At 71.0% G+C, this 26,135-nt stretch carries 25 protein-coding genes and 6 tRNA genes; 9 read left to right on the plus strand and 22 right to left on the minus strand.

Annotated elements, in window-relative coordinates:
* Window positions 1–76: 76 nt before the first annotated feature.
* Together ACIA8E_RS20340 and ACIA8E_RS20345 are read right to left on the minus strand one after the other, a co-directional pair.
* Window positions 77–148, minus strand: a tRNA-Val gene (locus tag ACIA8E_RS20340).
* A 54-nt stretch (window positions 149–202) separates the two neighbouring features.
* On the minus strand, window positions 203–694 hold the full coding sequence (locus ACIA8E_RS20345; protein ID WP_399299974.1) for a TIGR02611 family protein: 492 nt from the start codon (window positions 692–694) through the stop codon (window positions 203–205).
* Window positions 695–884: 190 nt separating this feature from the next.
* On the opposite strand from ACIA8E_RS20345, the gene ACIA8E_RS20350 reads away from it, so the two are divergent.
* Together ACIA8E_RS20350 and ACIA8E_RS20355 are read left to right on the plus strand one after the other, a co-directional pair.
* Window positions 885–1,298: an SsgA family sporulation/cell division regulator gene (locus tag ACIA8E_RS20350; protein ID WP_003959770.1), complete on the plus strand. Its 414-nt coding sequence runs from the start codon at window positions 885–887 to the stop codon at window positions 1,296–1,298.
* 354 nt (window positions 1,299–1,652) lie between these two features.
* Window positions 1,653–2,225 (plus strand): CGNR zinc finger domain-containing protein, encoded by a 573-nt coding sequence (locus ACIA8E_RS20355; protein ID WP_399299977.1) that lies wholly within the window; start codon window positions 1,653–1,655, stop codon window positions 2,223–2,225.
* Window positions 2,226–2,240: 15 nt separating this feature from the next.
* Here ACIA8E_RS20355 and ACIA8E_RS20360 read toward each other — a convergent pair whose 3' ends face one another.
* The 4 genes from ACIA8E_RS20360 to ACIA8E_RS20375 form a co-directional block, all read right to left on the minus strand.
* Entirely contained in the window at window positions 2,241–2,396 is a 156-nt protein-coding gene (locus ACIA8E_RS20360) for a hypothetical protein (protein WP_327123906.1), read from the minus strand.
* A 166-nt stretch (window positions 2,397–2,562) separates the two neighbouring features.
* Window positions 2,563–3,534, minus strand: coding sequence for an acetylxylan esterase (locus tag ACIA8E_RS20365; RefSeq protein WP_399299980.1), 972 nt, complete (start codon window positions 3,532–3,534; stop codon window positions 2,563–2,565).
* Between the two features lie 100 nt (window positions 3,535–3,634).
* A complete protein-coding gene (locus ACIA8E_RS20370) occupies window positions 3,635–4,654 on the minus strand; it encodes a LacI family DNA-binding transcriptional regulator (protein ID WP_399299983.1) in 1,020 nt (339 codons plus the stop codon).
* Window positions 4,655–4,810: 156 nt separating this feature from the next.
* On the minus strand, window positions 4,811–5,266 hold the full coding sequence (locus ACIA8E_RS20375) for a hypothetical protein (protein WP_399300373.1): 456 nt from the start codon (window positions 5,264–5,266) through the stop codon (window positions 4,811–4,813).
* A 223-nt stretch (window positions 5,267–5,489) separates the two neighbouring features.
* On the opposite strand from ACIA8E_RS20375, the gene ACIA8E_RS20380 reads away from it, so the two are divergent.
* Complete coding sequence (locus tag ACIA8E_RS20380; protein WP_267006172.1) at window positions 5,490–6,005, plus strand: DsbA family protein; 516 nt, start codon at window positions 5,490–5,492, stop codon at window positions 6,003–6,005.
* A gap of 37 nt (window positions 6,006–6,042) precedes the next feature.
* Here the strand turns inward: ACIA8E_RS20380 and ACIA8E_RS20385 are convergent, their stop codons facing one another.
* The 3 genes from ACIA8E_RS20385 to ACIA8E_RS20395 form a co-directional block, all read right to left on the minus strand.
* Window positions 6,043–6,882, minus strand: coding sequence for a GNAT family N-acetyltransferase (locus ACIA8E_RS20385; RefSeq protein WP_399299987.1), 840 nt, complete (start codon window positions 6,880–6,882; stop codon window positions 6,043–6,045).
* Between the two features lie 72 nt (window positions 6,883–6,954).
* A complete protein-coding gene (locus ACIA8E_RS20390; RefSeq protein ID WP_399299990.1) occupies window positions 6,955–7,776 on the minus strand; it encodes an aminotransferase class IV in 822 nt (273 codons plus the stop codon).
* Window positions 7,776–8,810 (minus strand): chorismate-binding protein, encoded by a 1,035-nt coding sequence (locus tag ACIA8E_RS20395; RefSeq protein ID WP_399300376.1) that lies wholly within the window; start codon window positions 8,808–8,810, stop codon window positions 7,776–7,778. The genes ACIA8E_RS20390 and ACIA8E_RS20395 overlap by 1 nt, the downstream gene beginning before the upstream one ends.
* 163 nt (window positions 8,811–8,973) lie before the next feature.
* Here ACIA8E_RS20395 and ACIA8E_RS20400 point away from each other — a divergent pair.
* From ACIA8E_RS20400 to ACIA8E_RS20420, 5 genes are all read left to right on the plus strand, one after another.
* Window positions 8,974–9,046: transfer RNA gene (locus ACIA8E_RS20400), tRNA-Gly, on the plus strand.
* A 37-nt stretch (window positions 9,047–9,083) separates the two neighbouring features.
* Window positions 9,084–9,157, plus strand: a tRNA-Cys gene (locus ACIA8E_RS20405).
* A gap of 1 nt (window position 9,158) precedes the next feature.
* A tRNA-Val gene (locus ACIA8E_RS20410) sits at window positions 9,159–9,230 on the plus strand.
* Between the two features lie 21 nt (window positions 9,231–9,251).
* A tRNA-Val gene (locus ACIA8E_RS20415) sits at window positions 9,252–9,323 on the plus strand.
* A 23-nt stretch (window positions 9,324–9,346) separates the two neighbouring features.
* Window positions 9,347–9,421, plus strand: a tRNA-Val gene (locus ACIA8E_RS20420).
* A gap of 163 nt (window positions 9,422–9,584) precedes the next feature.
* Here the strand turns inward: ACIA8E_RS20420 and ACIA8E_RS20425 are convergent.
* The 5 genes from ACIA8E_RS20425 to ACIA8E_RS20445 all read right to left on the minus strand — a co-directional run bounded on the left by ACIA8E_RS20425 (window position 9,585) and on the right by ACIA8E_RS20445 (window position 13,388).
* The gene (locus ACIA8E_RS20425) at window positions 9,585–10,931 is read right to left on the minus strand and encodes an OFA family MFS transporter (RefSeq protein ID WP_399299993.1); all 1,347 of its coding nucleotides are present in this window, start codon (window positions 10,929–10,931) and stop codon (window positions 9,585–9,587) included.
* A 147-nt stretch (window positions 10,932–11,078) separates the two neighbouring features.
* Entirely contained in the window at window positions 11,079–11,363 is a 285-nt protein-coding gene (locus ACIA8E_RS20430; RefSeq protein ID WP_399299996.1) for a zf-TFIIB domain-containing protein, read from the minus strand.
* A 68-nt stretch (window positions 11,364–11,431) separates the two neighbouring features.
* Window positions 11,432–12,427 (minus strand): phosphotransferase family protein, encoded by a 996-nt coding sequence (locus tag ACIA8E_RS20435; RefSeq protein WP_399299998.1) that lies wholly within the window; start codon window positions 12,425–12,427, stop codon window positions 11,432–11,434.
* A gap of 304 nt (window positions 12,428–12,731) precedes the next feature.
* On the minus strand, window positions 12,732–12,941 hold the full coding sequence (locus ACIA8E_RS20440) for a hypothetical protein (RefSeq protein ID WP_399300001.1): 210 nt from the start codon (window positions 12,939–12,941) through the stop codon (window positions 12,732–12,734).
* A 189-nt stretch (window positions 12,942–13,130) separates the two neighbouring features.
* The gene (locus ACIA8E_RS20445; protein WP_362270343.1) at window positions 13,131–13,388 is read right to left on the minus strand and encodes a hypothetical protein; all 258 of its coding nucleotides are present in this window, start codon (window positions 13,386–13,388) and stop codon (window positions 13,131–13,133) included.
* A gap of 205 nt (window positions 13,389–13,593) precedes the next feature.
* Between ACIA8E_RS20445 and ACIA8E_RS20450 the strand changes: the two genes are divergently transcribed.
* Window positions 13,594–14,922, plus strand: coding sequence for a serine/threonine-protein kinase (locus ACIA8E_RS20450; protein ID WP_399300005.1), 1,329 nt, complete (start codon window positions 13,594–13,596; stop codon window positions 14,920–14,922).
* An 18-nt stretch (window positions 14,923–14,940) separates the two neighbouring features.
* Here the strand turns inward: ACIA8E_RS20450 and ACIA8E_RS20455 are convergent, their stop codons facing one another.
* The 8 genes from ACIA8E_RS20455 to ACIA8E_RS20490 form a co-directional block, all read right to left on the minus strand.
* On the minus strand, window positions 14,941–15,759 hold the full coding sequence (locus ACIA8E_RS20455) for a TrmH family RNA methyltransferase (RefSeq protein ID WP_399300008.1): 819 nt from the start codon (window positions 15,757–15,759) through the stop codon (window positions 14,941–14,943).
* A gap of 64 nt (window positions 15,760–15,823) precedes the next feature.
* Window positions 15,824–17,080 (minus strand): uroporphyrinogen-III C-methyltransferase, encoded by a 1,257-nt coding sequence (gene cobA / locus ACIA8E_RS20460; RefSeq protein WP_399300010.1) that lies wholly within the window; start codon window positions 17,078–17,080, stop codon window positions 15,824–15,826.
* A gap of 237 nt (window positions 17,081–17,317) precedes the next feature.
* Complete coding sequence (gene cobT / locus ACIA8E_RS20465) at window positions 17,318–20,599, minus strand: nicotinate-nucleotide--dimethylbenzimidazole phosphoribosyltransferase (protein WP_399300013.1); 3,282 nt, start codon at window positions 20,597–20,599, stop codon at window positions 17,318–17,320.
* 332 nt (window positions 20,600–20,931) lie between these two features.
* A complete protein-coding gene (cbiE, locus tag ACIA8E_RS20470) occupies window positions 20,932–22,167 on the minus strand; it encodes a precorrin-6y C5,15-methyltransferase (decarboxylating) subunit CbiE (RefSeq protein WP_399300016.1) in 1,236 nt (411 codons plus the stop codon).
* A 118-nt stretch (window positions 22,168–22,285) separates the two neighbouring features.
* Entirely contained in the window at window positions 22,286–22,963 is a 678-nt protein-coding gene (locus tag ACIA8E_RS20475) for a GNAT family N-acetyltransferase (protein ID WP_326602577.1), read from the minus strand.
* A gap of 102 nt (window positions 22,964–23,065) precedes the next feature.
* Window positions 23,066–23,932: a MetQ/NlpA family ABC transporter substrate-binding protein gene (locus ACIA8E_RS20480; protein WP_399300019.1), complete on the minus strand. Its 867-nt coding sequence runs from the start codon at window positions 23,930–23,932 to the stop codon at window positions 23,066–23,068.
* A gap of 75 nt (window positions 23,933–24,007) precedes the next feature.
* Window positions 24,008–24,679 (minus strand): methionine ABC transporter permease, encoded by a 672-nt coding sequence (locus tag ACIA8E_RS20485; RefSeq protein ID WP_399300022.1) that lies wholly within the window; start codon window positions 24,677–24,679, stop codon window positions 24,008–24,010.
* The gene (locus tag ACIA8E_RS20490; protein WP_399300025.1) at window positions 24,676–25,755 is read right to left on the minus strand and encodes a methionine ABC transporter ATP-binding protein; all 1,080 of its coding nucleotides are present in this window, start codon (window positions 25,753–25,755) and stop codon (window positions 24,676–24,678) included. Before ACIA8E_RS20490 ends, ACIA8E_RS20485 begins: the two co-directional genes overlap by 4 nt.
* Window positions 25,756–26,135: the final 380 nt, after the last annotated feature.

Genomic DNA, 26,135 nt, shown 5'->3' on the forward strand with positions numbered 1-26,135 from the left:
CCGGCGGCACCGGATCAGGCGCGGGAAACGCAGAGGGCCCGTGAGACTCTGCAGTCTCACGGGCCCTCTGTCCGGGTGGGCGATACTGGTTTCGAACCAGTGACCTCTTCGGTGTGAACGAAGCGCTCTCCCACTGAGCTAATCGCCCGGGCGCACCGCAAACATTACCCCATGTCAGCGGTGCCATCCGACCACCGTAGGGTCACTCGTGGATCTTCCACGGCATCGTGATCCCGAACTTCCAGACATAGATCCCGACCAGCACGGCGACGATCACCAGCCCGACCGCGGTGAGGATGATGTTCCGTCGCCGGACCTTGGGATCGAGTGCCTTCTGCGCCGCCTCGGTGACCTTGCGACGGGTCCAGCGCAGCACCAGCTGGGCCCAGACGAACTCGGTCGCCCAGATCGCCATGCCACCGAAAATCACCAGCCAGCCGGGCCCCGGCAGCGGCAGCATGATGACGCCCGCCACGACCACGGCGAGGCCGATCACGAAGACGCCGACCTGCCAGCTCACATGGAGCGCCCTGGATGCCTTGATGAAGCCGGGCGCCCGCGATCCGAGCTCTCGTTCCTCCTTCGTCACACCCTCCGTGACGTCTGGCGTCACGTCCTCCGTCACGTCCCCCGTAGCGGGCGCCGGGGCCGCCGGGGTGGCTGCCTCGTCCCGCGCGTCACTCTCCGCATTCATGGTCCCCAACCTACCGGAACGGTCTTTGTCACCGGAATGGCCGGATAACCCAAAGTTACACACCGCTGCACGAGCTACCTGAAGGGCCACAAAAAGGTCAGAGGGGTTTACAACGCCACCGTAGGTGGCATGTCGATTTCGCCGACGTGCGAATCCCCGAGCGCACACTGAGCGAAAGGCCCTGGCGCTTATGAACACCACGGTCAGCTGCGAGCTGCACCTGCGCCTCGTTGTGTCGAGCGAGTCCTCACTGCCTGTACCCGCGGGCCTGCGGTATGACACGGCCGATCCGTATGCCGTGCACGCCACCTTCCACACCGGAGCGGAGGAGACGGTCGAATGGGTATTCGCCCGCGACCTCCTTGCCGAGGGGCTGCACAGGCCCACCGGCACCGGAGACGTTCGCGTCTGGCCATCCCGAAGTCACGGCCAGGGCGTCGTCTGCATCGCGCTGAGCTCCCCAGAGGGCGAAGCCCTGCTCGAGGCCCCGGCGAGGGCCCTGGAGTCGTTCCTGAAGAGGACCGACGCCGCGGTGCCGCCCGGCACCGAGCATCGTCACTTCGACCTCGATACGGAGCTCTCACACATCCTGGCCGAGAGCTGAGCCAGATCGAGAGCTGCACGGCGCCGTCCGACTCGGGGCGACGGTACCGCGCAGACAACCACATAGGGCAGACACCGGCGCCGTGACCACGGAAACCACCGTGGTGACGGCGTCGGTGCGATGTGCGCCGGTGCGCACCGGCGCACCTCCGGCCCACTGATCCGCGCCTGACATGCCCAGCGCGCCCCCAGTGCCCCCGTACGCCTGCCCCAGCCCCCTGGCGCCCGGCCCGGGCCGGTAGGCGCTCCTCGCCGGCTCCACGGGCCCTCTCGAGCCCCTGTGCGTCTTCGCCGAGCCAGTAGAGTCAGCCGGCATCGGCGGGCGCCCGCTCGCCGGAGGCCAGGGAGCGAAAGCGTGCTGATCCCCCACGACACCCGGATCGCCCTCGACACGGTGGTCGATCTGGTGAACACCGCACCGGAGACCGACCGGCCCGAGGACGAGCGGAACGACGGCCTCGCCGGCGTCGAAGCGCTTTACGAATTCGCCCGGCGCCACCGCATCAGCGGCGTGGGCGACCTCGGCGAGAAGGACCTGCGGGCCGTACAGGACGTACGGACCCGGTTCGCGGAGATCTTCGCGGCGCAGGACACCCGGACCGCCGCCGGTCTCGTCAACAGCCTCGTGGCCGCCGCGGGCACCACGCCGCAGCTCAGCAACCACGACGACTACGACTGGCATGTGCACTACTTCGCACCGGACGCATCGATCGCCGACCATCTCGCAGCCGACTGCGGCATGGCGCTGGCCTTCATCGTCGTGGCGGGCGAGCTGGAGCGGCTGCGGCGCTGCGAGGCACCGGACTGCCGGGACGCGTTCGTGGATCTGTCCCGCAACCGCTCCCGCCGGTACTGCTCCAGCCGCACCTGCGGTAATCGGCTGCATGTCGCCGCGTACCGGGCGCGCCGCAGGGAAGCGGCCGGCTGACCGCTCACCGCGCGCTCACAGCAGGAAGAGATCGTGCAACGCGGCCATCAGCAGCAGGCCGCCGACCACCGCGAGGAAGATCATCAGAGGGGGCTGGGACAGCGCGAAGAGGCAGCCACGCGGCTCTTCGTCGGGGGGTGCGGGGGCATCGCCCCGGGAGGTGTCCACCATCTCGGGACGATCATGACGCAGGACGGACCCCGTTGGCGATCAACACGCCTTTTTGTGACGGGAGTTCACTCTGGTCATGACCGAGAGGATTCGCTCCGGCGTCCGATTCACCGTCACATATTCGGGACCGCGGCCGGCTTCCCGCGCACTCCCCGCCCCGTACCGCTCAGCCGAGATCGCGCAACATGCGCAGTTGGACGGCCCGGTGGGCCGATGAGCCGCCCTCGTGGTTGTTCCAGGGGTAGACCTCGATCTCCTTCGGGCCCGCCCAGTGGTTGTAGGCGGCGAAGACCGTCGACGGCGGGCAGATGGTGTCCATCAGCGCCACCGAGTAGAGCGCCGGGGCGGTGGCCCGGGCGGCGAAGCTGATGCCGTCGAAGTAGGAGAGCGTACGGAACACCTGCTCGGCGAGGCCGTGTTGGGTGGCGAGGAAGCGCACGATCTCCTGGTACGGGTCCTTGTCGGTGATCTCGACGGCCCGCCGGAAGTGGGACAGGAACGGTACGTCGATCAGCGCGGCCTTCACATGCGGGCTGAGCCCGGCCACCGCCTGGGCGATGCCGCCGCCCTGGCTGCCGCCGTGCACGACGATCCGGTCCGGGTCGACGGACGGATGGGTGCGGGCCACCTCGACGGCGCGTACCGCGTCGGTGAACACGCGCCGGTAGTAGTACGCGTCGGGGTCGAGGATGCCGCGGGTCATGAAGCCGGGCGACTGCGGGTTGGCGCCGCCGTGCGGGTCGGGCGTGGAGCCCGCCGAGTGGCTGTTGACGGCGCCCTGGCCGCGGGTGTCGACGAGCAGGGTGGCCCAGCCGGCCGCGGGCCAGACCAGGTGGTCGTGCGGCAGTCCGCGACCGCCGCCGTAGCCGAGGTAGTGGACGACGCACGGGAGAGGACCCTCGGCGCCCGCGGGAACGTTCAGCCAGGCACGTATGCGGTGACCGCCCCAGCCGGAGAAGGTCACGTCGTGTACGTCGACCGTGCTCAACGCCCCGTCGTACGACTCGAATTCGGGGTCGAGCGGGAACGCCGACGACTCGTCGAGGGTGCGCTTCCAGAAGGCGTCGAAATCAGCGGGTTCACCGGACTCCGGGCGGTAGTCGCGGAGTTGCTCCAGAGGAAGGTCGAACAGGGGCACGGCGTCTCCGTTTCGGACAGGTGGCAGGAAAGGACGGACGGAAGGAACACGGAAGGAAGCGAGTCCCGGCCGCGGACCGGGGAACCGGGCGCCGGCCCGGTCAGTGCGCCGCCGCGCTGGAGGCGCGCACGACCAGCTCCGGCTGGAGCACCACGCTGCGGTGCTCGTGCGTGCCGTCCTCCTCGTCCGCCTCCTCCAGCAGGAGCTCCGCGGCCAGCCGGCCCATCATGACGGCGGGCTGGCGGACCGAGGTGAGCGGTACGGCAGCGGCTGCGGCGAATTCGATGTCGTCGTAGCCGACGATGGCGATGTCCTGCGGCACCCGCACGCCGGCCGCGTACAGCGACTGCAGTACGCCGAGAGCCAGCAGGTCGTTCGCGCAGAACACGGCGGTCGGCCGGGGTACGAGCCCGAGCAGCCGGGCCCCGGCGTCGCGGCCCGCCGCCACGTCCAGGCGCTCGGAGGGGATCTCGACGAGCGCCTCAGGCCCCAGCCCCGCCCCGGCGAGGGCCGACAGGGCACCCTCGCGGCGGTCCCTGATCTGGTGAAGGTCGCCGGGGCCGCTGACGTACGCGACCGCGCGGTGCCCGGCCGAGACGAGGTGACCGACGGCAAGGGCGCCGCCCCGCACGTCGTCGACGGAGACCGCGCAGGTCCCGGTGGAGGACGCGACCCGGTCCACCAGCACGAAGGGGATGCGGTGGCGCCTGAACGCCTCCAGATTGCGGCCGGTCGCATCGGCCGGTGTGACCAGCACACCGCACACCCGCTGCTCGGCGAAGAGCCCCAGGTACTCGGCCTCCTCCGCCGGGCTCTGGCCGCTGTTGCAGACCATCACCCCGAGGCCGGACTGCCGCGCGGCGCGCTCGGCACCCCGGGCCACGTCGACGAAGAACGGGTTGCCCATGTCGAGGACCAGCAGCGCCATGATCCGGCTGCGGCCGGCCCTGAGCTGGCGCGCGGACTCGCTGCGTACGTACCCGAGGTCCTCGATCGCGGCCAGGACCCTGGCCCGGGTCTCCGGCAGCACTGCTTCGGGCCGATTGATCACATTGGACACGGTGCCCACGGAGACTCCGGCCTGCCGGGCCACATCCTTGATCCCTGCCACACGCGCCACTTGCCCTGCCCTACCTGAATTGTTTCAATCCGACCGGGACGCTAGCCCCATCCCCGTAGAGCGTCAAGGATCAGGGGAAGGCTCCAAGGATCATATATGAATCGATTCACCATCGATGCGTCGCTGCCCCGCCGCCGATGACCTGTCTGCGGGAGCTCAGATGCCGTGCTTCTTCAGGATGGCCTCGATGTCGCTGAAGTCCTCGCCCGCGGCGGTGGCCTGCTGCTTCGGCTCCGACTTCGCCTGCGGCTGGACCGCCGGTACGCCGCCCCCGAGGGAGGGCGCCGACGCGGCGGGCGCGACGGCGTCACGCCGCGCCGCCTGTGCGGCGGCCTTGCGTTCCTTGCGGGTGCCGACACCGCGACGTTCGATCGCGCGCGTGGTCATGAAGAGCAGCCAGGCCAGCCCGAGCAGTCCGAAGCCGAGCCAGACGCTGGGTTTGAAGGCGATGTCGGAGACCCACTGGACGACGCCGGTCAGCACCAGACCGATGGGGACCAGGGAGTAGGCGGCGATCCGGGTCGCGGCCAGGAAGCGCTTCCGGTACGCGGTCACGGCGGCGATGCCCAAGCCCGCCGCGGACACCGCGGAGCAAATGGTCTCGGCAAGCATCGGGGCCTCCAGGCGCGCGGGGAAACGTCCCTTCCATCCTGCACCGCCCACCCGGCGGGTGGCCATGATCCAGGACCACATCAGGGACATTTCAGGGCCGGGATCCTCCCCAGGTGCCGACCGGAGTCCGGTCGGCACACCGAACGGGCCGGGGCGGATGTCCACCGGGGCCGGGGCCGGATGCCGATTGGGATGCGCACGCGGGCCCTGGGAGACTGGCTCCATGAGCGATTCCACCCCCGCAGCCCCGGTCGTCCTCGATGTCTGGTGCGAGCTCCAGTGCCCCGACTGCCACCGCGCCCTCACCGATGTGCACGCCCTTCGCGCCCGGTACGGGGACCGGCTCGACGTGCGCCTGCGGCACTTCCCGCTGGAGAAGCACAAGCACGCCTACGCCGCGGCGCAGGCCGCCGAGGAGGCCGCGGAGCAGGGCAAGGACTGGCCGTACATCGAGGCCGTGCTCGCCAGGACCGACGAGCTCGGCCGCACGGGCGAGCCGCTGCTGATCGAGGTGGCGCGTGAACTCGGTCTGGACGCCGAGGAGTTCGACACCGCCCTGATCGACGGCCGGCACATGCTGATGGTCGACGCCGACCAGGCCGAGGGCAAGGCCATCGGCGTGACCGGCACCCCCACGTATGTGATCGGCGGCGAGACGCTGGACGGCAGCAGGAATCAGGACGGGCTGCGCGAGCGGATCGAGGAGATCGCCGACCGGCTGCTCGCCGAGCAGGCCTGACGGCACCCTCTCCGCAGCGGGCCGGACCTGCCGACGGCTACAGGGCCTTGACGAGGTTGTACCGGGTCGCTTCGTAACCGAGCGACTCGTACAGCCGGACCGCCGGCGTGTTGGACGACAGGACGTGCAGACCGATCCGCTCGTGCCCGGCGTCCAGCGCGATGCGCTCCGCCTCGAACATCAGCGCCCGGCCGAACCCCCGGCCGCGGAAATCCTCCCGCACCTCGACGTCGAAGACGTACCCGACGACCGTCCCCGGGTGCATCTCGAACCGCGCCACCCAGACATGTCCCACGGTCCCGTCGTTCTCATGGACCAGGGTGTGCAGGTGCGCGCCCTCCGTGGCGAGTCCGTGCGGCAGATACGTCCGGTGGGAGATCTCGGCCTTCCGCATCGCCTCGGCCTCCGGGACGCCGCGGGCGATCCAGGTCTCCGCGTAACCGGTGATGGCGGTGCTCTCCCACCGCCCGAACTCCTCCGGCGTCATCGGTCGCCCGGTGACGCCGTCCGGCAGGACGGGAGGGGTCTGCGGCAGATCCTTGATCATGTTCTTGCTGCGCTCGGTGTAGCCGAGCGCGGCGGCGAGCCGCCGTCCGGCCGTGTTGTCCGGCTCCACCGAGAGCGCCAGCCGGGCGCACCCCCAGCCCCGCAGCACTTCCTCGGCGGCGAGTGCGGCGATGGTGCCGCGGCCGCGCCTGCGGTTCGGTTCGTCGATCCGCAGGGAGCGGAGCACCCCCGCCGTCGCTCCGAAGCCCGGGTCGGTGCCGATCTCGACGACCCCGACCGGCCGTCCGTTGTCGCACACGTCGTACACGCGGGTCCTCGCGCCGTCGGCGCCTTGCTGGATCGGCCCGGTCGGCCGGAGGGTCGTGGTCATCACCGGTGTTCTATCCGCTGGGCCGCGGCCCGTCACCCGATTTTGCGGATCCGGCCGCGGGACGGATCGGGCTCACGGATCGAGGTCGTTACCGGCACGCTCGTCGAAGACTCGCATGGCCTTCGCCGTCACGGGTCCTGGCGTGCCGGGCAGCTCGCGGCCGTCGATCCGGTGGACGGCCTGGACGTCCCGCAGACTCGAGGTCACGAACACCTCCTCGGCGTGCTCCAGCACATCCATGGACAGTTCGGTCTCGTGCGCGCCTGCCCACTCGACGACCAGTGCCCGGGTGATCCCGGCGAGGCAGCCGGAGGCGAGCGGCGGGGTGTGCAGGCGTCCGTCGAGGACGACGAAGACGTTGGTTCCGGTGCCTTCGCAGAGCTGCCCGACGGTGTTGGCGAAGAGCGCCTCCGAGGCGCCCTGTTCGTGGGCGCGGGCGAGGGCGACGACATTCTCCGCGTACGAGGTGGTCTTGAGACCGGCGAGCGCGCCGCGCTCGTTGCGCGTCCAGGGGACGGTGATCACGGCGGTGGTGTCGTGGCGTCGGGTGGATTTCCCGAGGGCGACGACCAGGCCCGCCCCGTCGTCGCCACGGTCGGAGCCGAGCGGGGAGATTCCGCCGGTGTACGTGATGCGCAGCCGTCCGAGCTCCATGGGGTTGGCGTCGATGACCGCGGCGCAGGCCCGGCGTACTTCGTCGAGGTCGGGGTCCGGCAGGCCGAGACCGCGGGCCGAGCGGGCCAGCCGGTCGAGGTGCCGGGTGAGGGCGAAGGGCCGGCCGGCGGTGGTCTTGACGGTCTCGAAGATGCCGTCGCCCACGGTCAGTCCGTGGTCGAACACGGACACCCTGGCGTCGGCCTCGTCGCGCAGTGTGCCGTTGACCCAGATCCTCATCACGCGGTCCTTCCAGTCGCTTGGTGAGCGCCCGACGCTACAGCGAGCAGCCGGGCCGCCTTCAGCTCGGTCTCGTCCCATTCACGCTCCGGGTCGGAGCCCCAGGTGATGCCGGCGCCGGTGCCGAACCGGAGGACCGGGGTGGCTTCGGTGCGGTCGACCCAGAAGGTCCGGATACCGACGGCGAGGCCGGCGGTGGCGCGGTCGGCGTCGACCCAGCCGATGCCACCGCAGTAGGGACCGCGGGGCGCGGTCTCCAGTGAGTCGATGATTCGGAGGGCGCTGGACTTGGGTGCCCCGGTGACGGAGCCGGGCGGGAACGCGGCGGCGAGCAGCTCGGGCCAGCCGACGCCGTCGGCGAGGCGGCCGCGCACCGTGGAGACGAGATGGACGAGCCCCGGGTGCTTCTCCACCACGCAGAGGTCGGGGACGGTGACCGATCCGGTGGCGCAGACGCGGCCCAGGTCGTTGCGGACCAGGTCGACGATCATCACGTTCTCGGCGTGGTCCTTCTCGAGCAGATCGGCCTCGGTGCGGCCGGTGCCCTTGATCGGTCCGGACTCGACTGTCCGGCCGTCCCGCTTCAGGAAGAGTTCGGGGGACGCGGTGGCGACCTCCACGCCGTGCGCGGGCAGCCGGATCGTTCCTGCATAGGGGGCGGGGTTGCCGAGTGCCAGCAGCGCGGTGAGGGCGTCGACGTCCGCGGCAGCCGGGTCCGGCAACACCGCGGTCATCACCCGGCAGAGGTTTGCCTGGTACACCTCGCCCGCCGCTATGTACTCGCGGATGCGACGTACTCCGGCGGTGTAGGCGGCCCGGTCCAGGGACGAGATCCAGTCGCCGGCTCCGGGCCCGCGCCAGGCGCCGGGCACGGGCGCGGGCACCGGCGCGGTCCGTACGGTGCCGAAGCGGGCGCAGACGAGACCGCCCTCGAAATCGGCACATACGGCCCAGAAGCCGGACGAGTCGAGGGCGGCGGGATCACTGGTCACGTCCTGCAGATCGGACGCGATGAGGCCGTCGAAGCGGGCCATTGGGGCGAGGTCGTGCACGTTGCTGAGTCTAGGACGGCCCGCGGTGACCTGCGCCGGGGCGAACGCACCGCAGCACGCTGCACAAACGCGTTTTTGTACTGGCCCGGGAATCCGCTAGAGTTCAACACGTCGCCGGGACACGCAAGTGAACCGGAAACGACAAGCGGACGTGGCTCAGTTGGTAGAGCATCACCTTGCCAAGGTGAGGGTCGCGAGTTCGAATCTCGTCGTCCGCTCGAAGTGGGGGATCTTTTCCCGAACCCCTGCACTCCTGGTGGAGTGGCCGAGAGGCGAGGCAACGGCCTGCAAAGCCGTCTACACGGGTTCAAATCCCGTCTCCACCTCCAAGGACGATTAGCTCAGCGGGAGAGCGCTTCCCTGACACGGAAGAGGTCACTGGTTCAATCCCAGTATCGTCCACTGGTCCGCAAGGATCCCCCCGCGCGATTAGCTCAGCGGGAGAGCGCTTCCCTGACACGGAAGAGGTCACTGGTTCAATCCCAGTATCGCGCACGCAGTACACGCAGGTTCACCCTGCGCGATTAGCTCAGCGGGAGAGCGCTTCCCTGACACGGAAGAGGTCACTGGTTCAATCCCAGTATCGCGCACCAGCCGAAGCCCCGGTCGTCTCGACGACCGGGGCTTCGTCGTTTCCGCGGTGGGCCCGACCGACCGGTTCAGCCGGTGAAGAGTTGGGTGGCCTTACGGACCAGTTCGTACAGCCCGTAGGCGAACGGCAGGGCGACCCAGAGCCAGACCACGGCAGTGAGTGTTCTACGACTGCTGGTGTGCACGGGTCTTCCTCTCCGCTGCCTCGTGGAAGCGTGGATGGACGGGACGTACGAGCTCATTGGCGGCGAAGCCGACGATCAGCAGTCCGATCATGATGGTCAGCGATGTCGTGTACAGGTCGGACCCGCTGCGGCCCGCCCGCTCGCCCGCGTCCGCCACCCAGTTGACGATCAGCGGGCCGAGGACGCCGGCGGTGGACCAGGCAGTCAGCAGCCGGCCGTGGATGGCGCCGACCTGATACGTACCGAAGAGGTCCTGCAGATAGGCGGGGATCGTGGCGAACCCGCCGCCGTAGAACGAGAGAATCACCAGCGCGCAGCAGATGAAGAGCGGCTTGGAGCTGCCGAACTCGACGATCGTGAGGTACATCAGGGCGCCGACGCCCAGGTAGATGCGGTACATGTTCTTGCGGCCGATGAGGTCCGAGGTCGAGGACCACAGGAGCCGGCCGGTCATGTTGGCCAGGGAGAGCAGGGCGACGAAGCCTGCCGCGGCGGAGACCGTGACCGGGGCCGAGGTGCCCGTGAAGAAGTCCGAGATCATGGGAGCGGCCTTCTCCAGAATGCCGATGCCCGCGGTGACGTTCATGCAGAGCACCACCCACAGACACCAGAACTGCGGAGTCCGCAGCGCGTTGCGGGCGGACACCTGGGCCGTGGTGACGAGGCGGCGGGGCGCCGCCTCCGGCCGGTGGCCGTCCGGGAGCCAGCCGTCCGGCGGCACCCGGACGAGGAGGACGCCGGGCGCCATGAAACCGGCGTAGGCGAGACCGTGGACCAGGAAGGCAGTGGCGATTCCCGCGCTGTCGGAGCCGAAGGCTTCGAGCATCCCGGTCGACCAGGGCGAGGCGATCAGCGCTCCGCCGCCGAAGCCCATGATGGCGATGCCGGTGGCCATGCCGGGGCGATCGGGGAACCACTTGATGAGTGTGGAGACCGGCGAGATGTAGCCGATGCCGAGTCCGATACCTCCGATGAAGCCGTAGCCGAGGACGACCAGCCAGAACTGACCGGTGGCCACGCCGAGAGCGGCGACGAGGAAACCCGAGGAGAAGCAGACGAGGGAGACGAACATCGCCCAGCGCGGTCCGTTGCGTTCGACGAGGGTGCCGCCGAAGGCCGCGGAGAGGCCGAGCATGACGATGGCGAGTTGGAAGGGAAGGGCGCTGGCGGTACCGGAAAGGCCGAGAGCCGACTCGAGCGGGGGCTTGAACACGCTCCAGGCATACGCCTGCCCGATCGAGAGATGCACCGCGAGGGCGGCGGGCGGGACTAGCCAGCGGCTCCAGCCGGCTGGCGCGACGGTCCGGGACCTGTCGAGGAAGGTCATGGGCCGGAACTTTAAGGATCAACCATGTCGGTGCCTAGATGTCCGACAAGACTTTGTCGACGGTATGCACGGCGGCCGGGCCGTGCGCAGTGGGCGCTGCGCGCCCGGACACCGTGCGTCCGGGCCCGCAGCATGGCGTCGGCCCGATCAGGACGAGAAGAGCATGTGACCGAAACTCTTGTGCCGGTGGTGACCGCCGTAGTGGCCACCACCGTGGTGCTGCGGAGCGCCCCAGGCGGGGGCGGGTGCGGCCGGGTAGGCCTGAGGGGCCGGCGGCGCGGGCGGCTGCTGCGTCCACTGCGCCTCGATGCGGGTCAGGGACTCCAGCTCGCCGTAGTCGAGAAATATCCCCCGGCAGCCGCTGCACTGCTCGATCTGGATGCCATTGCGGTTGTATGTCTGCATCTGTGCGTGGCACTTGGGACACTGCATGGTCGGCTCAGCTCCTCGCCGTCGGTTCGCCGTCCCCGGAATTCATGCCCGGAGACGATCGGTTCACCCTACGACGAGTGTTCGGCGGCCAACTCGTGCGGGAGGGACGCAATTCGGGCACAGGCGTCGATCAACATCTGTTCCACTTCATCCGGAGTTCTCCCCTCCGCGGCAGACTTGGCGAACGCCAGCGCGGCGGTCTGCACCGTCAGGGCGCGGGCCGGGACGTCCAGGTCGGGCCAGGGGTCGCCATCGGCGCGTACGGCCGGCCCGCCTGCTGCCCGGTAGGCGTCCAGGAAGCGCAGCCAGACGTCGGGAGGCAGCAGCCCGGCCGCGTACCAGGCCGCGGGGCGCGCGAGGTCCCAGGCGGGGTCGCCGAGGCCCAGGTCGTCGACGTCGATCAACAGCCAGGGGCCGTGCGGCGCGGGGTGGCGGACGAGCTGGCCGAGATGCAGATCGCCATGGCAGAGGAACCGCGAGCGGTGCGGGGGCGCGACGTCCTCGTCGCGGGCCCAGGCGGGCAGCCGCCGCCATGCTTCGCGTACGGGGACGGTGGCCGGGTCGCCGGGCCGGGCCCGGCACATCCGGGCCACGGCGAGTGCGGCCTTCGCGGGGCCGCGCATCGCGGGCAGCGCCCGCATGGCCCGGGGTGGGGTCGGTGGTGCGGTGCGGTGGAGCCGGGCCAGGAGGACGGCTGCCTCTTCCCAGGGGGCGGCGTCGGGGTCTGCGGGGTCGACGGGTTCGCCGTGGGGCCACAGGGTCACGGAGCGGCCGTGCACCGTGGAGTCGGGGGCGGAGGGCCCGGCGGGCCGGGGTACAGGTGGCAGGAGGATACCGGTCATGGCCGGGGACGCGGCCAGGGCGAGACGGGCGGCCAGGGCCGTGGTGTCGGTGTCCGGGGCGTGGGCCTTCGCGACCACCAGGCCGCTGCGGACGACTGTGCCGTCGGCGCGGTCCGCGAGCACCGCCGGGGCCGGGCAGGTGCACGGAGCCTCGGCGCCGGTGGGCGGGTGGGCCGCGTCATGAGCGAGGGCGCCCAGCGCGCGGACGACTGCGGTGGTCACGGTCTCCCCCGGTGGCAGCAGGTACGGCCCGGTTCCCCCCGGGCCCGCCGAAGAGCGTACGCGCCGCCGCGCACGCCGCGGTCCGGTGCCGAGATCCGACGCGGAACCCTCCGGACGGTGCGGCGGCCGGGCTCGAGGGAATGACGGGCGCGGCGGCCGTTGCGCGAGGGACTCCGGAAAGCGCGATGTCCGGTCAGCTCCCCAGCTGACCGGACAAACGCTGCCGTCCGCCGCACCCCCGTCCCCACGGGGCTGTTGGCCCGATGTCCCGGTCCGGACCGCTCTTCCGGACCCGGGGCGCCGCTCAGCGCCCCAGCATCACACCCACGGACGACGCCTGTGTGACCACTGCGTCCCAGCCGCCGAAGACGACTACGAGCAGGGCCGCCAGAGGAAGAACCATGGCGGTCGCCACCAGCGGGTGGCGCGTACCGGCCGACGGGCGGCTGCCGAACGCGGCATGTGCCCTGCGCCCCTGCGTACGGATCATCGTCCGCGCTGCCGTGTCCGCCATGGTTCCTCTCCTGACCTGTTGTGGGAGCGGCGGGCATCTGACCTCGGGGGACGAGTGCAACGCCCGCCGCTCGACTTCAACATTAGGGACGCCCGGGGCGCGGGTCGTCATGCCCGCGTATCGAATGCCGGGCCTCCCGGAGGATGAGCCGTCGGTGCTCGGCGTACTCCTCTGGGTGGAGATCGGGCACTAGGCCTTGGGGTCTTCCCGGAGGGGGCGCTCGGACGCGTCCTCCCGGGGGACCGGCTGTTCGACCAGGGCGAGCACCCTGGCCGCCATGAAGCGGGCGGTGCGCACCACGGAGCCGTTGCGAGTGACTTCACTCACTTCGACCACCCCTCGGCGGACGGCCGTCTCCACCCGGCGACCCGCTCGGCCGGCCACCACTTCGTAGGTACGCGTCGTGTCCCCGGCGTCCACGACTATTTCGACTCGATCGCCCTTCACTGATCCAATCCCCCTTCTGCGACGGACCTTTGAGATCTCGCACGGGCCGGGGAGCCTGGATCCGCGGCTCCCTGACCACCCTTCAAGTTTCCCACCCGGCACTGACAATCGATGGGCGGACGAGGGCGCGGCCTCTGAGCGCGCCGGGCCACGGGTACGTAAGCTGTGCCACGTCAGGCGGACCAGGCAGCGGGGATGGGCAGACATGGCGATGATGCGGCTCCGGCGCGAGGACCCGCGTGTCGTCGGCTCGTTCAGGCTGCACAGACGGCTCGGAGCGGGCGGCATGGGTGTCGTCTACCTGGGTTCGGACCGGCGCGGCCAGCGGGTGGCGCTCAAGGTGATCCGCCCGGATCTCGCCGAGGACCAGGAGTTCCGTTCGCGTTTCGCGCGCGAGGTGTCGGCGGCGCGGCGGATCCGCGGCGGCTGTACGGCACGTCTGGTGGCGGCCGATCTGGAGGCCGACCGCCCGTGGTTCGCCACGCAGTACGTCCCCGGCCCCTCACTGCACGACAAGGTGGCCGAGGAAGGTCCGCTGTCGGCGGCCGAGGTGGCGTCGATCGGGGCGGCGCTCTCCGAAGGGCTGGTGGCGGTGCACGAGGCAGGTGTCGTCCACCGTGATCTGAAGCCGTCGAACATCCTTCTCTCCCCCAAGGGCCCCCGGATCATCGACTTCGGGATCGCCTGGGCGACCGGGGCGAGCACACTCACGCATGTCGGTACGGCCGTGGGCTCGCCCGGCTTCCTGGCGCCCGAGCAGGTGCGGGGCGCGGCGGTCACCCCCGCGACGGACGTGTTCTCGCTCGGGGCCACGCTGGCGTACGCGGCAACGGCCGACTCGCCTTTCGGGCACGGCAGTTCCGAGGTGATGCTGTACCGCGTGGTGCACGAGGAACCGCAGTTGTACGACGTGCACGACGCGCTGGCGCCGCTGGTGAGCGCCTGTCTGGCCAAGGATCCGGAGGAGCGGCCGAGCACGCTTCAACTCTCCATGCGGCTCAAGGAGATCGCGGCCCGCGAGGCGCAGGGGCTGCACGAGAGCCGGCCGCCCGTGCAGCGCTCGGCGCAGGAGCTGGACCGGCCGACCGGCCGGCTCGACGGCCCGTACACCGAACAGCAGACCCGGCGTGCGGCGAGCGCTCCGGCGCCGCGTCCGCAGAGCCGGCAGACGGCGCCCTCGCGCACGACGTCGCCCCGTACGGGTGGCTCGCGGCCGCAGCCGCCGCGCAACACCACGCGCCCCGGCAAGCGCCCCCAGGCCACCAACGGGACGAACGGCACGAAGGGGCGTCCGGGGACCCGGCCCGGGACCCGTACGACATCGACGGGCCGGCGTCCGGCCAACCCGCGGCTGCTGCGGCAGCGTCTGGTCGTCTTCGTCGTGGTGACGCTGCTGGTGGCGCTGGGGATCGCGGCGGCGCAGGGTTGTCAGGGGCCGGCCCGTGGGCTGGGCGCCACACAGGCCCCGGGACAGCAGGAACAGCACGAAGTGCAGGAACAGCATCAGGGACAGCACCTGCTGCCCCGGCAGTAGACGCCGGCAAGCAGCCGGTCAGTGCTGCGGGCGGCCCGTCGCGACGGCGTAGAACGCGACTGCGGCGGCCGCGCCCACGTTCAGCGAGTCGACGCCGTGCGCCATCGGGATGCGTACCCATTCGTCGGCAGCGACCAGGGCCTGCGTGGACAGCCCGTCACCCTCGGCGCCGAGCATCAGCGCCACCTTCTCCATCCGGTGCGGCGCTGCCTCGTCGATACTGCTGGCCTTGTCGTCGGGGGTGAGTGCCAGGAGCTTGAAGCCCGCCTCCCGTACGGTCTCCAGGGCCTTGGGCCAGCTGTCGAGACGCGCGTACGGGACGGAGAAGACCGCGCCCATGGAGACCTTGACGGAGCGCCGGTAGAGCGGGTCCGCGCAGTCCGGGGAGAGCAGCACCGCGTCCATGCCGAGGGCGGCGGCGCTGCGGAAGATGGCGCCGATGTTGGTGTGGTCGTTGACCGACTCCATGACGACGACCCGGCGGGTCTTCGTCAGCAGCTCGTCGGCCGTCGGCAGTGGTTTGCGCTGCATGGAGGCGAGCGCGCCGCGGTGCACGTGGTAGCCGGTGACGCGCTCGGCGAGCTCCGGGCTGACCGCGTAGACCGGGGCCGGGACCTCGTCGATGACGTCGCGCATCAGGTCGACCCACTTCGCCGAGAGCAGCATGGACCGCATCTCGTACCCGGCGTGCCTGGCGCGTCTGATCACCTTCTCGCCCTCGGCGATGAAGAGGCCCTCGGCGGGCTCTCGCCTGCGCCGGAGTTCGACGTCGGTCAGGCCCGTGTAGTCGCGCAGGCGCGGGTCGTCGGGATCGTCGACGGTGATGAGATCTGCCACAGGTTGATACTGCCTTGTCCGGTGTGTGGTGCCAACGGCTTGGAAGAAGATCCGTTACCGCTGGTTACTCGGCATGGTTCGGGAGGGTGGCCGTACCGACCGCGACGACGTCACCGATGACGATCACAGCCGGGGGGCGTACCTCTTCGGCGGCGGCGCGTTCGCCGACGGTCGCGAGGGTCGCGTCGACCCTGCGCTGTGCCGCCGTGGTGCCCTCCTGGATCAGGGCGACCGGTGTCCCGGGCGACTTGCCGTGGGCGATGAGGGCCTTGGCGATGGCGCCGATCTTGTCCACGGCCATCAGCAGCACGAGGGTGCCGCGCAGCTGTGCGAGGGCCGCCCAGTCGACCAGCGAACGCTCGTCGTCGGGGGCGACATGACCGCTCACGACGGTGAACTCGTGGGCGACCCCGCGGTGGGTGACGGGGATGCCGGCCGCGCCGGGTACGGAGATCGAGCTGGAGATGCCGGGCACGACGGTGCACGGGATGCCCTCGGCGGCGAGCGCCTGTGCCTCCTCCATCCCCCGGCCGAAGACGAACGGGTCGCCGCCCTTGAGCCGGACGACGGCCTTGCCGGCCTTGGCGTGCTCGATGAGCGCCTGGTTGATCGCCTCCTGCGCCATGAAGCGGCCGTACGGGATCTTCGCGGCGTCGATCACCTCGACGTGCGGCGGCAGTTCGTCGAGCAGGTCGCGCGGGCCGAGCCGGTCGGCGATGACGACATCGGCCTCGGCGAGGAGGCGCCGCCCGCGCACGGTGATCAGGTCGGGGTCGCCGGGGCCGCCGCCGACCAGGGAGACGCCAGGGGTGGGCCGGGTGCGGTGGTGCGGGGCGGCGAGCGTGCCGTCGCGCAGCCCCTCGACGATGGCGTCGCGGACGGCGGCGGAGTGGCGCGGGTCGCGGCCCTGCGCGTCGGTGGAGAGGACGGCGACGGTCACGCCCTCGCTGCGGCCGGTGGCCGGGGTCCAGGCGGTGGCGACGTCGGCGTTGTCGCTGCGCACGCACCAGGTGCGAGTGCGCTCGGCCTCGGCGGACGCGGCCTCGTTCGCGGCGGCGTCGTCGGAGGCGATGAGCGCGTACCAGGTGTCGGTGAGGTCCCCGTCCTCGTACCGGCGGCGCTCCCAGTGGATCTCACCGGCGTCGGCCATCGCCTCGACGGACGGCGTCGCGGACGGCGATACGAGGGTGATGTCGGCGCCCGCCGCGATGAGTGCGGGGAGGCGGCGCTGCGCGACCTGACCGCCGCCGACAACGACGACGCGGCGCCCGCTCAGGCGCAGTCCGACGGGGTACGCGGGGTGATCGGCGTGCTCGGCCATGGCGGTGCGGGCTCCTCGGGCGATACGGGGTGCGTGCGGGCCGCTACGGCGGTGGAGCGGCTGTGACGTGCGGTTTTGTGAGGTGTGGGTCCACGATACGGGGTGCGGCGGGGCGGGCCCGTGGGGTGGGTGGGGGGCCGCTGCGCGGAGCTCTCCCCCATCCACCCCTTCCGGGAACCCGGGCTCCGCCCCGGCCCCCACGCCTCGAGCGCCGACGGGGCCGACCACGCCCGGGCGCTACTTCTCGGTGACGCCCGCCGAGTCGAACGTCGCCACCTCGTGCATCGCCCGCGCCGCACTCTGCACGATCGGCAGCGCCAGCAGCGCACCCGTGCCCTCGCCGAGACGGAGGTCGAGGTCGACCAGCGGGCGCAGACCCAGCTTGTTGAGCGCGGCGACATGGCCGGGCTCCGCGCTGCGGTGACCGGCGATGCATGCGGCGAGGGCCTCGGGGGCGATCGCCCGGGCGACCAGGGCCGCGGCGCCCGCACTCACCCCGTCCAGGACGACGGGCGTACGCAGCGACGCACCGCCCAGCAGGAATCCCGCCATCGCGGCGTGCTCCAGGCCGCCGACCGCGGCAAGTACGCCGATCGGGTCGGACGGGTCGGGCTGGTGCAGTTCGAGGCCACGGCGGACCACGTCGACCTTGCGGGCGTGCATCTCGTCGTTGATCCCGGTGCCACGACCGGTCACCTCGGACGGGTCCATGCCCGTGTACACGCAGATCAGCGCGGCGGACGCGGTGGTGTTGGCGATGCCCATCTCCCCGGTGAGCAGGCCCTTGTTGCCCGCTGCCACCAGATCACGGGCGGTCTCGATGCCGACCTCGATGGCCGCGAGGACCTCTTCACGGGTGAGGGCCGGCCCGGTCGTGAAGTCGGCCGTTCCCGCACGCACCTTGCGCGGCAGCAGGCCGGGGGTCGCGGGCAGCTCCGTGGCGACGCCGACGTCGACGACGCACACCTCGGCGCCGACCTGGGCCGCGAATGCGTTGCAGACCGCGCCGCCGCCTAGGAAGTTGGCGACCATCTGGCCGGTGACCTCCTGCGGCCACGCGGTGACGCCCTGGGCGTGCACCCCGTGGTCCCCGGCGAAGATCGCGACAGCCGCGGGCTCCGGGATCGGCGGCGGGCACATCCGGGAGAGACCCGACAACTGCGCGGAGATGATCTCCAGCATGCCGAGCGCACCCGCCGGCTTGGTCATCCGCTTCTGGCGTTCCCAGGCCTCACCGAGCGCCTTCGCGTCCAGCGGACGGATGTTGGAGATGGTCTCCTGCAGCAGGTCGTGCGGCTCCTCGCCGGGCAGCGCGCGGCGACCGTACGTCTCCTCGTGGACGACCCAGGACAGCGGGCGCCGCTTGGACCAGCCCGCCTGCATCAGCTCGGGTTCCTCGGGGAACTCGTCGACATAACCGACACAGAGGTACGCGACGACTTCGAGGTGCTCGGGCAGGCCGAGGGCGCGGACCATCTCGCGCTCGTCGAAGAAGCTGACCCAGCCGACGCCGAGGCCCTCGGCGCGGGCGGCGAGCCACAGGTTCTCGACGGCGAGCGCCGAGGAGTACGGGGCCATCTGCGGCTGGGTGTGCCGGCCGAGGGTGTGGCGGCCGCCGCGGGTGGGGTCGGCGGTGACGACGATGTTCACCGGGGTGTCGAGGATGGCCTCGATCTTCAGTTCCTTGAACTGCTTGGCCCGGCCCTTGGGTAGCGATTTGGCGTACGCGTCGCGTTGACGCTGCGCCAGTTCGTGCATGGAGCGGCGGGTCTCCGCGGAGCGGATGACGACGAAGTCCCAGGGCTGCGAGTGGCCGACACTGGGCGCCGTGTGCGCGGCCTCGAGGACGCGGAGCAGGACCTCGTGCGGGATGGGGTCACTACGGAAGCCGTTGCGGATGTCGCGACGTTCGCGCATGACCCGGAGCACGGCTTCGCGCTCGGCGTCGTCGTACCCGGAGGCGGCGGCTCGGTCGGGAGTCCCGGCGGCGGGCTGCGGCGCCTCGTCGACCGTCACCTCGGCCGCCGGAGCCTCCTCGGCAGGGATCCGGACCGGCTCCGTGGGCTCCTCGTCCGGCGCGGGGGCCTCGACGTCCGGGCCGGCGTCGGTGGGCGTGAGGTCCGGGGTCTCGATGACCTCGGGGCCGGTCTCGGGCTCGGGCACGAGGACCGGTTCGGGGGCGGTCCCCGCGGCGGGCGCGAGGACGGGTTCCTCCGCAGCGGCGACGGGCTCAGGCGCGGCTACGAGTACGGCGTCGGGCTCGGCCACGACGACGGGCTCGGGGACGACCACCGGCTCCGGCGCGGGCACCGGTTCGGGCGCGGGCACTTCGGCCACAGCAGGCGCGGCTGCGACGGGCTCGGGGGTCTCGGGCGTCTCGACAACCGGGGCCGGTACCGGCTCGATGACGATCGCTACCTGCTCGGGCTGGGCCTGGGGCTCCGGAACGGATACGGGTTCGGGCGCGGGCGCCGGCTCGACGACGGCTTCCGGCTGCGCGACCTGCTCCACGACGGCGTGTTCCACGACGACCTGCTCCACGACCGGCGTCGGGGCCAGGTGCGGAGTCGTCGGCACGGATCCCTCCACGGGCACGAACCGGCCCATGGATGCGCCGTCCACAAAAGCCTCGGCAGCCGCGGGTACGGCCCCCGGGGCGGCCTCGACCGGCTGTGCGACCGGCACCGGCTCGGCAACCGGCTCCGGGACGACCGTTTCTGCGGCCGCTCCCGCGGTCACGGCTTCCGTTTCCACTGCCACGGACGCCGCGACCTGTTCCGGTGCGTGTGCCGCCCACGGGCTGCCGGCCTGCGGCGGGATCTCGCCGAGCTGCGGGCCCGGCAGGTCGAGGTACTCGGGACCGGTGGTGGGCGGTCCCGCGTGCCGTGCGGGCATGGGGGTCTGCGGCGCCTCGGCGGGCCCGCGGTCGGCGAGCGAACGGACCACACCGCCGGTCGGCGTCCCGCCGTACGACGGGGTCGCCTCGCCAGAGGCCGGGCCGCGGTGCAGCGGCCGGCGCACGGGGGCGGCCGCGACCGGTGCGGCAACCGAGGCCGGTGCCGGCATGCGTACGCCATGGAGATCGACGGCACCCGAGTCACGGCCGCCCGACTCGTGCGTGCCCTGCCCGGTCTCGGTCATCGCTCCGGCCACGGCCTGCTGCACGGCGTACACCGCCGGGTCCGGTGCCTCCTGGACCTGCACGGGCCCCTGGGCCGCCTGCACGGCCTGCACACCACCGACGTAGCCCTGCGGCTGCGCCTGGTACGCGGTCTGCCCCTCCAGCGGCGCCGGTGCCTGTACGGCGCCGCCGCCCACCGGCTGACCGGGGACAGGTGCGACCTGCGGTTCGCTCCAGGCACCCTGCGGGCTCGGCATCAGCAGAAGATCGTCGTCCTCGGACGCATGCTCGGAGGGAGCGAGGAAGGTGTACGCACCCGGGGCGGGGTTGCCCGGCTGCTCCACCATGCCTGCGTTCTCCGGCAGTCCCTCGCCCGGGATCTGGCCGGTGTCACTCATGCGTACCCCTCGCCCATCGTCAGTGCTCCTTCGGCCCTTCGCCCGGGACGCCCGAACACGGCACGCCGGCGCTCGTCATGAAGAACGAGCGGGCTCGCCGCGCGGCACGAATCGGTCGCGGACACACATCATTCTCGCGGCCGTTCGCCGCCGCGGCAGGTAGTTCCGCCACGGCTCGTTGTGGACTGCGCCACGTTGCGCATCCCCGGGTCCGCCGTACCACAACGGGGTCCAAAACGGTCCCCTTTTCCGGACATTGACGAACGAAGCGACGAACGGCCGGGTGCGGTACAACGATCGGCCAGCCTACCCCGCGCCGTACACCGACCGGGTCAGGGGGCGAGGTCCGACCGCAGCGCTGAGAGCAGAAACACGACCGAGCGTTCGCGCTCCGACCATGCGGCCGTGTCGAGTTCGACGGACTGGAGGAGGGCGCACTCGACGGTGTAGCCGTTCTCAGCGAGTGCCGCACCGAGCGCTTCGGCCTCGTCCCGGGTCGACGCATGGGTGACGATCCGCTCCGGCCTGCGGTCGGCGACAGCGGTGACGACGGGGACCCCGCCGCCACCGATCCGTACGACATCGGGCTCCGGCAGCCGCTCCAGCACGTGCGGGGCGCGGCCCTGGACGACCTGGAGCTGTACGCCGAAGGTCCGGGCCGCGGCCGCCGTCCGGGCGCAGGCGTCCGGGTCGCTGTCGACGGCCAGCACCGCCGCACCGAACCCTGCGGCCTCCACGGCAAGAGCTCCGCTGCCGGAGCCGATGTCCCAGACGAGGTCGCCGGTACGCGGGCCGAGGCGGGCGAGTTGGGCCGCCCGCAGCCCCGGGGACTCACCCTCGCCCGACTCCCCTTCCGGGTCCGCCGCGCTGCCGGGGTAGGCGCCCGAGGGCAGTGCCCAGCCGCGTACGCCCTGGGGGTGGCGGCCGGCGATCCAGGAGCCGGTGCCGGTGGACTGCTGCTCGGGGCCGCCACCGATGACGATCACGACGTTCGGGTCGCGCCAGACGTGGTCGGCGGCCTTGTCGGAGGTGACGACGGTGACCTGTTCGCGTGCGGTGCCGAGTTCCTCGCAGATGACGAAGGTGCGGTGCACGCCTTCGAGGAGCAGGGCGAGTTCGGCCGGGCCCGCGCCCGGCGAGGTGAGGACGGCGACCTTGTGGTGGGCCCGGCAGACGTTGACGGCGCGGCGCAGGGTGCGGGGGTGGGCGACGACGATCTGGGCGTCCTCCCAGGGCATTCCGGCGCGGGCGAACGCGGTGGCGACGGCGGACACGGCGGGCACGACTTCGACTTCCAGGCCGTGTTCGGGTGCGCGGAGATTGCGTACGACTCCGAAGAAGCCGGGGTCGCCGTCGGCGAGGACCACAGCGCTGCCGCGGTGGCCGGCGATCCTGCGGGCGGCGAGGTCGATGGAGCCGAGGCGGATCCGTTCGGCGGTCGCCGGGACTTCGGGGAGTGCGAGGTGGTGGGCGGCGCCCGCGACGAGGGTGGCGGCCGAGAGCGCGGCCCTGGCCGCAGCGGTCAGTGGCGAGCCGTCCCAGCCGATCACCGTGACCCGGTCGGCCATCTTTCGTCAGTCTCCTGGAGTTGTCGCAGGTGGGGCTGCCCACGAGCGGCGGGCAGGGTGAGAGTACCTGGTCCCCGGCAGGTCCGGACCGGTGCGGTCCCCGACGTCGGTTCCGGCGTCAGTTCCAGTCGCTGTAGGTGCCGTAGCCGCCTGCGTCGGCCAGCTGCTCGGCGACGCCTTCGAGGTCCTCGGGAAGCAGCCCCCAGACGATCAGATCGGTCCTGATGTCGGTCCAGCCGCCGTCCTCGGTCTGGGTCCTGGCTATCCGGGCGTTGCGCAGGACCCCCTCGCTGATGCAGCCGAGCTTCTGGGCGACCTGCTGAGAGGCGGTGTTGTCGGCGGCGGTGCGAAGTTCGATGCGTTCGAAGCCCTGGTCGCGGAAGAGCCACTGGGCGACGGCGAGCAGGGACTCGGTGGCGTAACCCTCACCGCGGGCCCAGGGGGCGGTGATGTACGCGGCTTCGGTGGCGAGGGTGCGCCAGTCGGTGTTCCGGAGCCGCACCGAGCCGACGAGGCGCTGGGTGAGGAACTCGGTGACGGCGAAGACGATTCCGTCACCGCCGGTGCGCTGCGCGGGGGCGATCCGGCGGACCCAGCGTTCCGCGTCGACCTGGGTGTAGGGGTGGGGCGCCTCCGTCCAGGCGGTGACGAGTTCGTCGTTCATCATCTCGATGTACGCGGGGACGTCCGTCATGTCGAACGGGCGCAGCACCAACCGATCCGTGCTGATGGAGATGGACGGAAAGGTGGAAGTCATGCGCAGCTCCATGCCGAAGACCGTGTAAAGGCACAGCATGCAGCATCGGGCGGACGTTGTGCATGGCCGGGTACGCACGGCGGAGCCCCGCACACCCCGGTGGGGTGCGCGGGGCTCGGCCACGCGGATGCGGTACGGGTGTCAGGACTTGGCGACGGGGCCGAAGGCCGGGACGACGGAACCCTGGTAGGTGTCCTCGATGAACTTCTTGACCTCGTCGGAGTGGAGCAGCTTGACGAGCTTCTGGACGCGGGCGTCCTTCTCGTTGCCCGCCTTCACGGCGAGGATGTTGGCGTACGGGTTGTCCTCCGACTTCTCCAGCACGAGGGCGTCCTTGGCCGGCTGGAGCTTGGCCTCGATGGCGTAGTTGCCGTTGATGACGGCAGCGTCGACATCGTTCAGGGCGCGGGGCACGGTTGCGGCCTCCAGCTCCTTGAACTCCAGCCCCTTCTTGTCCGTGATGTCGCTGAGCTTGGCGTTGGTGCCTACGCCGTCCTTGACGGTGATCAGGCCGTTCGCGGCGAGGAGCTGGAGCGCACGGCCCTCGTTGGTGGTGTCGTTCGGTACGGCGATGGTCTGGCCGGCCTTGATGTCCTTCAGGTCCTTGACCTTCTTGGAGTAGAGGCCGAGCGGCTCCAGGTGCACGTTGGCAACCGCGACGATGTGGGTGTTGTTCTTCTTGTTGAAGTCGTCGAGGTACGGCACGTGCTGGAAGAAATTGGCGTCGACCTGGCCGTTCTCGGTGGCGGTGTTCGGCAGGACGTAGTCCGTGAACTCCTTGACCTCCAGCTTGAGGCCCGCCTTGGCCGCCAGGTTCTTCTTGACGAAGTTCAGGATGTCGGCGTGCGGCGTCGGGGACGCGGCGACGACGAGCGCCTTGGAGGTGTCGGCCTTGGCGCCGGTCTCGCTCTTGGAGGCCGGGTCGGACGACGTGCCGCAGGCGGTGAGACCGAAGGCCAGGGCGGCGGTGGCGGCGGCAACCGCGGTGATCTTGATGTTCTTACGCACGAAAAGTGCCTCTTTCTGATGGTGAGGGTGGTGCGCCCGGACAAGGAGTTCGGGCCTGTGAGCGGAGAGAAAGTCTCAGGAGGCGGTGCGGCCCCGCCGGGCCAGCAGGCGTACGGCCACGTCGCCGATCAGCTGGACCACGGTCACGATGACGATCAGCAGCGCGACGGTGATGAGCATGAACTGGTTGTCGAAGCGCTGGAATCCGTACGTGACGGCCTTGGAGCCGAGTCCTTCGCCGCCGACCGCGCCGGCCATCGCGGAGTACCCGATGAGCACGATGACGGTGGTGGTGACCGCGGAGACGAGCGACGGCAGGGCCTGCGGCAGCAGGACCTTGCGCACGATCGTCGGGATGGATCCGCCCATCGACTGGACGGCTTCGACGAGCCCGTGGTCGACCTCGCGGACGGCCGTCTCGACGAGCCGGGCGAAGAACGGGACGGCACCGACGGCGAGCGGCACGATCATCGCGGTCGGGCCGATGAAGGTGCCGACGACCCAGGTGGTGAAGGGGATCAGGGCGATCAGCAGGATGATGAACGGCAGCGAGCGGCCGATGTTCACGATCACGCCGACGACCTTGTTCACCACGGTGTTCTGGAGCAGTCCACCCTTGTCGGTGAGGACCAGCAGTACGCCGAGCGGCAGTCCGACCAGGACGGTGACGACCGCCGACCACAGCACCATGTAGAGGGTGTCGATGGTTCCCTGGGACAGCAGCGGCTGCATTTCGGACCAGGTCACTTGGCCACCTCCTTGGTGAGCGGGGTCCGGGTGAGTGCGGCGGGGGTCTGTGCGGGGATGCCGTCGGCGGCTGCCGTGTCCACGACCTCGGCCTGCAGGCCCTGCTCGCGCAGGAAGCCGATCGGGACGACGTTCTCCTCGAAGCGGCCGGGCAGCTCGATGCGCATCCGGCCGACCTGGTTGCCGCCGACGGTGTCCATCGCGGCACCCAGGATCGAGATGTCGATGTTGTACGTACGCGAGAGCTGGGAGATCACCGGCTGGGTCGCGGCCTCGCCGTGGAAGGTGACGTCGACGACCGTGCGGTCGGGACCGGAGGCCGTACCGCCGACCGGGAACAGCTCGTGGGCCAGTTCGGAACCGGGGGTGGCGAGCAGTTCGCCGACGGTGCCGGACTCGACGATGCGGCCCTTCTGCATGAGGGCGGCCGAGTCGCAGATCGTCTTGACGACGTCCATCTCGTGCGTGATGAGCAGGACGGTCAGACCGAGCTGCCGGTTGAGGTCGCGCAGCAGTTGGAGGATGGAGCGGGTGGTCTCCGGGTCGAGGGCGGACGTCGCCTCGTCGGAGAGCAGCACCTTGGGGTCTCCGGCCAGCGCCCGGGCGATGCCGACGCGCTGCTTCTGGCCGCCGGAGAGCTGGCCGGGGTAGGCCTTCGCCTTGTCGGCCAGGCCGACCAGGTCGAGAAGTCCGAGGGCCTTGCGGGTGCGGTCGCGACCTGAGACGCCGAGGATCTCCAGCGGGAGCTCGATGTTGTCCTGGACGTTGCGCGAGGCCAGCAGGTTGAAGTGCTGGAAGACCATGCCGATACGGCTGCGCGCCTCGCGGAGCTCCTTGCCGGCCCGGCGGCCCCGGCCCGCGAGGGCGGTGAGGTCCTGGCCGGCCACGGTCACGGTGCCCGAGGTGGGGCGTTCCAGCAGGTTGATGCAGCGGATCAGGGAGGACTTGCCGGCGCCGCTCTGTCCGATGACGCCGTACACCTCGCCCTCGCGGACATGCAGGTCGACGCCGTCCAGGGCGGTGACCTCGCGGCCGCGCGACTGATAGACCTTCGTGAGGCCCGTAGTGGTGATCACAGGGGTTTCCGTCACTGTCGAGTGCACGGCGCGCTGTCCGCCGGGCACGGGGCATTCGTCTGAAGAGACTGTTCGGACTCGGGTGTTCGGCCGGTGGGTCTCGGCACGGCTGCGGCGGCGGTCGGCCGGGGCAGGGACGTGCTGGAGCGGCTCGTTCCGCTGGGTGCGGACGGCGTGGGCTCGGTCTCGCTTCGGGGCGCGAGGCTCAGGCGGGGGCCCTCAGAAGGCGCGCATTCGACACATACAACGAGCACCGGGCGTCGTGATCGCCTCGGTCGCAAGGGTGCGGCTGCTCGTCGTGGTCATGCGCCAAGTAAAACAGACGTAATGTTCCGGCCTGCCCGCCTGTCCGTATAGCGGACAGCCATGGACTGTCGTGC

Origin of the sequence: Streptomyces sp. NPDC051664 (assembly GCF_044453545.1) — a bacterium.
GTDB lineage: Bacteria > Actinomycetota > Actinomycetes > Streptomycetales > Streptomycetaceae > Streptomyces.

Coding starts and splice junctions, on each gene's coding strand:
- ACIA8E_RS20345 (WP_399299974.1), bottom strand. CDS start 694: ATGAATGCGGAGAGTGACGCGCGGGACGAGGCAGCCACCCCGGCGGCC.
- ACIA8E_RS20350 (WP_003959770.1), top strand. CDS start 885: ATGAACACCACGGTCAGCTGCGAGCTGCACCTGCGCCTCGTTGTGTCG.
- ACIA8E_RS20360 (WP_327123906.1), bottom strand. CDS start 2,396: ATGGTGGACACCTCCCGGGGCGATGCCCCCGCACCCCCCGACGAAGAG.
- ACIA8E_RS20375 (WP_399300373.1), bottom strand. CDS start 5,266: ATGCTTGCCGAGACCATTTGCTCCGCGGTGTCCGCGGCGGGCTTGGGC.
- ACIA8E_RS20380 (WP_267006172.1), top strand. CDS start 5,490: ATGAGCGATTCCACCCCCGCAGCCCCGGTCGTCCTCGATGTCTGGTGC.
- ACIA8E_RS20385 (WP_399299987.1), bottom strand. CDS start 6,882: ATGACCACGACCCTCCGGCCGACCGGGCCGATCCAGCAAGGCGCCGAC.
- ACIA8E_RS20390 (WP_399299990.1), bottom strand. CDS start 7,776: ATGAGGATCTGGGTCAACGGCACACTGCGCGACGAGGCCGACGCCAGG.
- ACIA8E_RS20395 (WP_399300376.1), bottom strand. CDS start 8,810: ATGGCCCGCTTCGACGGCCTCATCGCGTCCGATCTGCAGGACGTGACC.
- ACIA8E_RS20425 (WP_399299993.1), bottom strand. CDS start 10,931: ATGACCTTCCTCGACAGGTCCCGGACCGTCGCGCCAGCCGGCTGGAGC.
- ACIA8E_RS20430 (WP_399299996.1), bottom strand. CDS start 11,363: ATGCAGTGTCCCAAGTGCCACGCACAGATGCAGACATACAACCGCAAT.
- ACIA8E_RS20440 (WP_399300001.1), bottom strand. CDS start 12,941: ATGGCGGACACGGCAGCGCGGACGATGATCCGTACGCAGGGGCGCAGG.
- ACIA8E_RS20450 (WP_399300005.1), top strand. CDS start 13,594: ATGGCGATGATGCGGCTCCGGCGCGAGGACCCGCGTGTCGTCGGCTCG.
- cobA (WP_399300010.1), bottom strand. CDS start 17,080: ATGGCCGAGCACGCCGATCACCCCGCGTACCCCGTCGGACTGCGCCTG.
- cobT (WP_399300013.1), bottom strand. CDS start 20,599: ATGAGTGACACCGGCCAGATCCCGGGCGAGGGACTGCCGGAGAACGCA.
- cbiE (WP_399300016.1), bottom strand. CDS start 22,167: ATGGCCGACCGGGTCACGGTGATCGGCTGGGACGGCTCGCCACTGACC.
- ACIA8E_RS20475 (WP_326602577.1), bottom strand. CDS start 22,963: ATGCTGTGCCTTTACACGGTCTTCGGCATGGAGCTGCGCATGACTTCC.